Annotated in this window: 10 protein-coding genes; 6 read left to right on the forward strand and 4 right to left on the reverse strand. The window is 38.2% G+C overall.

What is annotated here, in order from left to right:
• The first annotated feature begins 250 nt into the window (after positions 1 to 250).
• Together ACFVT8_RS16845 and ACFVT8_RS16850 are read left to right on the forward strand one after the other, a co-directional pair.
• Positions 251 to 778, forward strand: coding sequence for a D-glycero-alpha-D-manno-heptose-1,7-bisphosphate 7-phosphatase (locus ACFVT8_RS16845; protein WP_387083642.1), 528 nt, complete (start codon positions 251 to 253; stop codon positions 776 to 778).
• Between the two features lie 64 nt (positions 779 to 842).
• On the forward strand, positions 843 to 1,037 hold the full coding sequence (locus ACFVT8_RS16850) for a hypothetical protein (RefSeq protein WP_387083643.1): 195 nt from the start codon (positions 843 to 845) through the stop codon (positions 1,035 to 1,037).
• A gap of 170 nt (positions 1,038 to 1,207) precedes the next feature.
• Here the strand turns inward: ACFVT8_RS16850 and ACFVT8_RS16855 are convergent, their stop codons facing one another.
• Positions 1,208 to 1,474 carry a DUF3055 domain-containing protein gene (locus tag ACFVT8_RS16855; protein ID WP_387083644.1) on the reverse strand — a complete coding sequence of 89 codons (267 nt, stop codon included), beginning with the start codon at positions 1,472 to 1,474 and terminating at the stop codon, positions 1,208 to 1,210.
• 88 nt (positions 1,475 to 1,562) lie between these two features.
• Here ACFVT8_RS16855 and ACFVT8_RS16860 point away from each other — a divergent pair, with 88 nt between their 5' ends.
• A complete protein-coding gene (locus ACFVT8_RS16860; protein WP_387083645.1) occupies positions 1,563 to 2,015 on the forward strand; it encodes a DUF86 domain-containing protein in 453 nt (150 codons plus the stop codon).
• Positions 2,012 to 2,773: a TIGR01457 family HAD-type hydrolase gene (locus tag ACFVT8_RS16865; RefSeq protein WP_387083646.1), complete on the forward strand. Its 762-nt coding sequence runs from the start codon at positions 2,012 to 2,014 to the stop codon at positions 2,771 to 2,773. The genes ACFVT8_RS16860 and ACFVT8_RS16865 overlap by 4 nt, the downstream gene beginning before the upstream one ends.
• Positions 2,774 to 2,912: 139 nt before the next feature.
• Here the strand turns inward: ACFVT8_RS16865 and ACFVT8_RS16870 are convergent, their stop codons facing one another.
• Entirely contained in the window at positions 2,913 to 3,149 is a 237-nt protein-coding gene (locus tag ACFVT8_RS16870; protein WP_387083647.1) for a YuzB family protein, read from the reverse strand.
• Between the two features lie 341 nt (positions 3,150 to 3,490).
• Between ACFVT8_RS16870 and ACFVT8_RS16875 the strand changes: the two genes are divergently transcribed.
• Positions 3,491 to 4,555: an NAD(P)/FAD-dependent oxidoreductase gene (locus ACFVT8_RS16875; protein WP_387083648.1), complete on the forward strand. Its 1,065-nt coding sequence runs from the start codon at positions 3,491 to 3,493 to the stop codon at positions 4,553 to 4,555.
• Between the two features lie 100 nt (positions 4,556 to 4,655).
• Here ACFVT8_RS16875 and ACFVT8_RS16880 read toward each other — a convergent pair whose 3' ends face one another.
• A complete protein-coding gene (locus ACFVT8_RS16880; protein WP_387083649.1) occupies positions 4,656 to 4,991 on the reverse strand; it encodes a YuzD family protein in 336 nt (111 codons plus the stop codon).
• 82 nt (positions 4,992 to 5,073) lie between these two features.
• On the opposite strand from ACFVT8_RS16880, the gene ACFVT8_RS16885 reads away from it, so the two are divergent.
• Positions 5,074 to 5,310, forward strand: coding sequence for a NifU family protein (locus ACFVT8_RS16885; protein WP_100546189.1), 237 nt, complete (start codon positions 5,074 to 5,076; stop codon positions 5,308 to 5,310).
• A gap of 46 nt (positions 5,311 to 5,356) precedes the next feature.
• Here ACFVT8_RS16885 and ACFVT8_RS16890 read toward each other — a convergent pair whose 3' ends face one another.
• On the reverse strand, positions 5,357 to 6,049 hold the full coding sequence (locus tag ACFVT8_RS16890) for a DUF2225 domain-containing protein (RefSeq protein ID WP_387083650.1): 693 nt from the start codon (positions 6,047 to 6,049) through the stop codon (positions 5,357 to 5,359).
• Between the last annotated feature and the right edge of the window lie 590 nt (positions 6,050 to 6,639).

The raw sequence follows: 6,639 nt of genomic DNA on the forward strand, positions 1-6,639 counted from the left end.
CATCCTGTGATAACGCCTTCGTGACCAACATCGTGTTGGCCCAAGCGGCTCATCAGACGCCCCCAGGAAGCTTTGCTCTGTGCGAAAGCGAAGCGACAGCAACAACAAATGTTTTCTGCGCGAAAGCGAAGCGTCAGCGATAAAAGCGCCCAGTCGGAACGGAAATCAACCTCATGCTATGGTGAGGAGCCTGCATTTTTGGCTTTTATACCAACCTACTTATTTTATATTAAAGGTGTGTGTTGTTTAGATGAAAAAAGCTGTATTTTTGGATCGTGATGGGGTCATCAATGAAGTATTAACGGATCGTGTTAAATTTGTAAATAAACCAAAGGAGCTCTATTTCCTACCACATGTTCCGAAAGCTATAAAAAAATTGAATAAATACTTCGACTATATATTTGTAGTAACCAATCAAGGTGGCGTTGGATTGGGGTTTATGAAAGAAACGCAGCTACAAAAAATACATGAGCATATGGTAAAAGAATTGAAGAAGGAAGGGGCCACTATTCACGAAGTCGTATATTGTCCCCATAAACCAAAGTCGGGCTGTGCCTGCCGTAAACCTAATAGTAAGTTAATCGTTGATCTGGGTGAAAAATATAATATAGACTTGGCAAAATCCTACATGGTGGGAGATACGGATACAGATATCATAGCAGGCAAACGAGCCGGAACTAAGGGAGTGTTTTTAGGGGAGAAAGATCCGCTGGCAGATGCGGTTGTTCCAGATTTAATTAGTGCTGCTGACTGGATTATTAAAGATGCAACAGCATAAAACTAATAATGTTTAGGTAGATAGATAAAGCGTATAAATCATGTAAAAAAGGATAATTTATTTATTGGAGGTGATTAATTTGACTAAAGAAAATAAAAAATCATTAGATCGAGAAGAATATGGATTTGGTTTTGATATTAGTGTTGATGACTTAGGAGTAATTGGGCAAAATCAACAAGCCAAAAAACAAAACGACAATGAAAACAAAGACAAACCTCAAAATAAGGATAATCCTGCTAAAATAAATAATGAAAAGTAGGGGCACGATTCAATGCTCCTCGATTTAGTTTTAAGATATTTACAAAAAAATTCTGCCATCCTTCTGTTGCACAGTATGCAAAGTATATTCCTATGTCTGCAGAAAAGCGGAATTTTTTTGTATTAAATTCTTAATTGCTATGTACAAAAAAACACCCTATTTTGAGGGTGTTAATTTAACAATTCACGTAAATATTCTCGTAGCTCGACCGTCTCTTCCTCTGTACGATTGTACACGTGTTCAAGGTAGCCTGGCTCTTCTATATCATCTGGACCAATTATAGCAAAGCGTCCAAATTGGATATCCATAACAAGCACTTTTCCAAAGAAACGACCCGATTGCAAAATGGCTAAATCATAACGTAACTTGTCCCCGGCAAAACTAACAAAGCGTGTTTTTGTATCTTCTACATCATCATATAAAAAAAAACGTTCCATCTTTTAATCTCCTTCCAGTCCTATAGATATGGTACTATAGAAGAGAAATGACTATCAACTTTTAAAGATTTGAATGGGGGCTTTCCTTGTGTATTTTGTAGATCGTAATAAAATCACAAAAAATTTACAGTACTTAGATGGACTATTAGCTATTCTAGAGTCAGAAGATAGCTGGCTAGAAAATGATATTAAGAAATTAGCAATCGAGCGAATTGGTCACAATGTGATGGAGTCAATGATGGATGTAGGTAATTTAATGATTGACGGCTTCATTATGCGTGATCCAGGAAGCTATGAGGATATTATTGATATTTTAATCGATGAAAAAGTCGTATCTACTGAAATGGAAGCACCGTTAAAAGCAGTAGTTGGCTTACGTAAAATGCTTGTTCGTGAATTTACAGATGTAGATGTTCAAGAAGTTGTCAATGTGTTAACAACGACTTTGCCAACGTTAAAGCAATTTTCACCTGCTGTGAATAGTTATTTAACAAATGAACTCGGCCCTGTTTCAGCATTTTTACCAGAGGATCATCAATGAAAACCTACAAGGCATATTGCTTTGATCTAGATGGCACAGTGTACCGTGGAAAGGAAGGTATTCCTTCTGCGATTACTTATATTCATCGGTTACAACAAGCAGGGATCGAGCCGTTTTACGTTACAAATAATTCTTCTAAGACAAGAGAGCAGCTGCAGGAAGCTTTAAGCGCAATAGGTGTGAATGCACCATTAGAGCATATTTACTCTAGTGCATTAGTTACAGCGAAATATGTATCCTTGAATTTCCCTGGCAAAAAAGTAGCCATGTTAGGTTCTGATGGTATTCGTAAAGCGTTATTTAATGAAGGCATTGAACCTACCGAGGATGAGCCAGAAGTATTTGTTATGGGGATCGATCGAAATCTAGATTATATGGCACTTGCGAAGGCGACAGTTGCTGTGCAAAATGGTGCGACGTTTATAGCAACGAATCAAGATATAAAATTCCCAACGGAACATGGATTTTTACCAGGTAATGGGTCGTTTGCCCGATTAGTTGGTGAGGTTGCAGACATTGAGCCAATCTATATCGGTAAACCATCACCTGCAATGCTTGAAGTCATTGCGACAGAACATAGCTTTACGAAAGATGAAATGGTGATGATTGGCGATAATTATGACACAGACATTATGTGTGGAATTCGATTTGGCTGTGACACAATCCATGTAAATACAGGTGTTACACCAACAAAGGTTGTACTTGAGAAGGAGCAGCAACCTACCTATGTGGTGGAAGATTTAATGACCGAGGCATGATTGATTAGTTCAAATATATAGGTCAAACATAAAAAAAGGATGCTTATGTCGATTTTTTTGGCATAACATCCTTTTTATATGTTCAAATTTAGTATTAGTAAGTATTTCATCATTATATGAATGAGCTGTTACGCCTTCATTACCATAACGGATTTTCTTCGATAAATTGATAAATGGCTTTCGTCAACTCTTCAGGAGAATCAGCCTCAACTAGTTCACCATTGACGATTGCATAAAATGATTCTGAACATTTTGTACAGTAACTAAGGCAGCCATATTCCAAAACGTCGATGTTCGGATCACGCTCTAGTATTTCATAAGATTTTTGAGAGCCATTTGCCAAATTACTTATACAAAATTCAACCATTGGATTCATACATGTCACCTCACCAAAATAATGCTACTCGCTTTTAAAACATTCGTCAATGTTTTGAGTTGATCATGAGATAAAAGCAGATACTAAGTGGTAAAGTAAGACGCCTTAACTTTACAAAAGTGAAGAGAAGAAAATAATATTTAAGGAAAATTCGGACAATGACGACAATTAATCGTAGTACAAGTGATTCAATAATCGTTCAAAAAAAGCAAGTTATCATTCATTTTGTGAAATCTTTCACAAAATTGCATTCTGATATTGTGAAACTTCTCACAATCGGTTATACTCTTTTGTGGATACTTTGTGAACAATTAATATAAGAGATATAAAAGGAGACTATTATGGGAAAATTAGTACTTTTAGGTGGCGGCTACGGCAATATGCGTCTCATGCTTCGCTTATTACCAAACGTTCCATTAGACACAGAAATCGTGTTAGTAGACAGAGCCCCTTTCCATAGTTTAAAAACAGAATTTTACGCATTAGCAGCAGGGACTGCAACAGATAAAGAAATTCGTGTATGCTTCCCGGAGAATGAACGTTTATCGGCTATATATGGAGAAGTTGTTGAAATTGATCGTACGGATAAGGTAGTCATTTTAGAAGATGGACAACGTATTGAATATGATGATTTAGTAATTGGTCTTGGCTGTGAGGATAAGTATCATGGTGTACCAGGTGCAGAGGAGTACACATATAGCATTCAGACAATGGCGAAATCACGTTCAACATTCCAAGCGCTATGTGGTTTACCGGCAGGGTCTACAGTCGGAATTGTAGGAGCTGGCTTAAGTGGTATTGAGCTTGCAAGTGAGTTACGTGAAAGTCGTTCAGATTTAAAAATAAAGCTATTTGACCGTGGTCCGCGTATTCTGAAGGACTTCCCAGAAAAGCTAAGTAAATATGTAAAAGACTGGTTTGTAAAACATAACGTTGAAGTTATTGCCAATTCAAATATTACAAAAATTGAACAAGGTAAAATTTACAATCACGAAGAAGAAATTGTACTTGATACTGTAGTATGGACTGCTGGTGTACAGCCAGTCAAAATTGTTCGTGATTTGGAAGTTGAGAAAGATAAACAAGGTCGTCCGCTTGTAACACAATATTTCAATCTTCTTGATGACGAGCATGTATATGTTGTAGGCGACTGTGCTGCTTCAGAATTACCTCCAACTGCCCAGTTAGCAGAGGAACAAGCAGAACAAATCGTCAAAGTACTTCGCATGCGTTGGAAAGGTGAAAACTTACCTGAGAAAATGCCTGATATTAAATTAAAAGGTTTCATGGGAGCTCTTGGTAAAAAACAAGGCTTTGTCTATTTAGCAGATACAACAGTAACAGGACGTATCGCACGCTTGATGAAATCAGGATTATTATGGTACTACAAACGTCAAAATGATTAATTAATCTTATAAAAAGGGATTGCTTCAAAATTTGAAGCAATCCCTAAGTTTTTTTATCAAGTATACCTAGGCATAATTCTGTGACATCCGCTGAAATAAGTTAAACGGTTTCGTCAGGAACGAAACCTAGCTTTTCAAGTGCAGTAAATACAGGCTTTAATTGAACATAGCCTTCTCCCACTACTTCGTCATTTATAAGGACAAGTGGATAAAAAAATTCAACTTCTTGAATGCGTGAAGCATAATCTTGGTCGCGTTCATTCTCAATTGGACCTTCAATATCGACATAGCGAATATCATATCCTTGGTTTGGATATTTTCGATCGATTGCTGCTTGTAGCCACTCATATGTATCCTTTGAAGAAGGCGCATTGACACAGCTCGCGCAGATTACCGCTGTTCCGTAAATTTCAATCATTGGTTTCGTTTGTCCCATTCCATTCCACTCCTCGGATTCTATATTGGATTTTTTCTGTTGCTAACATTATAATCATTATAAGGAAAGGAGTCGAGACAAAATGGCAGAAGCAACAATTAACGACCAAGTTCAAGAGGTATTAGATAAATTACGCCCATTCTTACTACGTGACGGTGGAGACTGTGAATTAGTAGATGTAGAAGACGGCATTGTAAAATTACGTTTATTAGGTGCATGCGGCAGTTGCCCAAGTTCAACAATTACACTAAAAGCTGGTATCGAACGTGCATTATTAGAAGAAGTACCAGGTGTTATTGAAGTAGAACAAGTATTCTAACACGACTAAAAAAAGTTCTAGCTCAGGCTAGAACTTTTTTTCTTACTTAAACATGGCGAGCGTGTTCTTTTTCTTCTCGAATAATAGCCCATTGCTCTTTTGCCATATCAATGATCTTCGCTTCTCCACCAATACTTTGCTTTTCAATGACCTTAGAAAAGAAGCGTGTAGCATTTTCTAAGTCACCGATACGTCGTGATAGTTCAGCGATCATATACATAATTCGAATATCTGACATTTGTGTTGAACTGTAATCCTCAGTTGAGTAAGAATCCATATAGTAATCTCGGGCCATTGTCATAAAACGTTGCTCTTGGCCTTCGTTTTTTAGTGAGCGATATAGCCATGCAAGACGTAATGTAAGCCCAGCTATAGCGACAAATTTTTCTTTTTTAATCGTACCGCAAAGGAACGCTAATTTATAAGCTTGTATTGCTTGGAATACAGTACGTTCTCCCTTAAAATCATGGTGCACCCACTTCTCAGTAATTTGCGTGCGAATCTCATCCTGCGTACCAGGAGCAAAATACTTCGAAAAGTCTTCTGTAAATGAAAATCCACAATGCTCACAAACAAATACATTATAATAAAGGGCATTTACACCGTCTGCATAGATAGGATGAAAGTCTGTTTCTGTATGATCTACTTTAATGAATTTAGAGCGTACTTTTAATGTTGGAAATTCTTTTTTGCAATTAAAACATTGAATTTTTTTTTCGTAATAAGGTGAAATCTCCATATTTTATACCTCTTTCATCTACATATTATAACTATTATACCAATGTGAATTTTTAAAACATGGATAAAAAATACTAAAAATGTGAAAAATATTAGAATTTTCTTCTGAAAGTAAGGGTTGTCATATTAATGTATGGTTGATTTGCGTTCCGGCTGAACGCTTTTTTGTGGGCATCCCCGAAAAGTAATCGGGTGAGCCTTGGAAGTGATCGGGTAAGGCCCGGAAGTGATCGGGTAAGCCCTGGAAGTGATCGGGTAAGCCCCGGAAGTGATCAGGTACCCCTGAAAAGTGATCGGGTAAGGCCCGGAAGTGATCGGGTAAGCCCGGAAGTGATCGGGTAAGCCCGGAAGTGATCGGGTAAGCCCGGAAGTGATCGGGTAAGCCCTGGAAGTGATCAGGTACCCCTGAAAAGTGATCGGGTAAGCCCGGAAGTGATCGGGTAAGGCCCGGAAGTGATCGGGTAAGGCCCGGAAGTGATCGGGTAAGGCCCGGAAGTGATCAGGTACCCCTGAAAAGTGATCGGGTAAGCCCGGAAGTGATCGGGTAAGGCCCGGAAGTGATCGGGTAAGGCCCGGAAGTGATCGGGTACG

Source organism: Lysinibacillus sp. NPDC058147 (assembly GCF_042884205.1).
Taxonomy (GTDB): Bacteria; Bacillota; Bacilli; order Bacillales_A; family Planococcaceae; genus Lysinibacillus.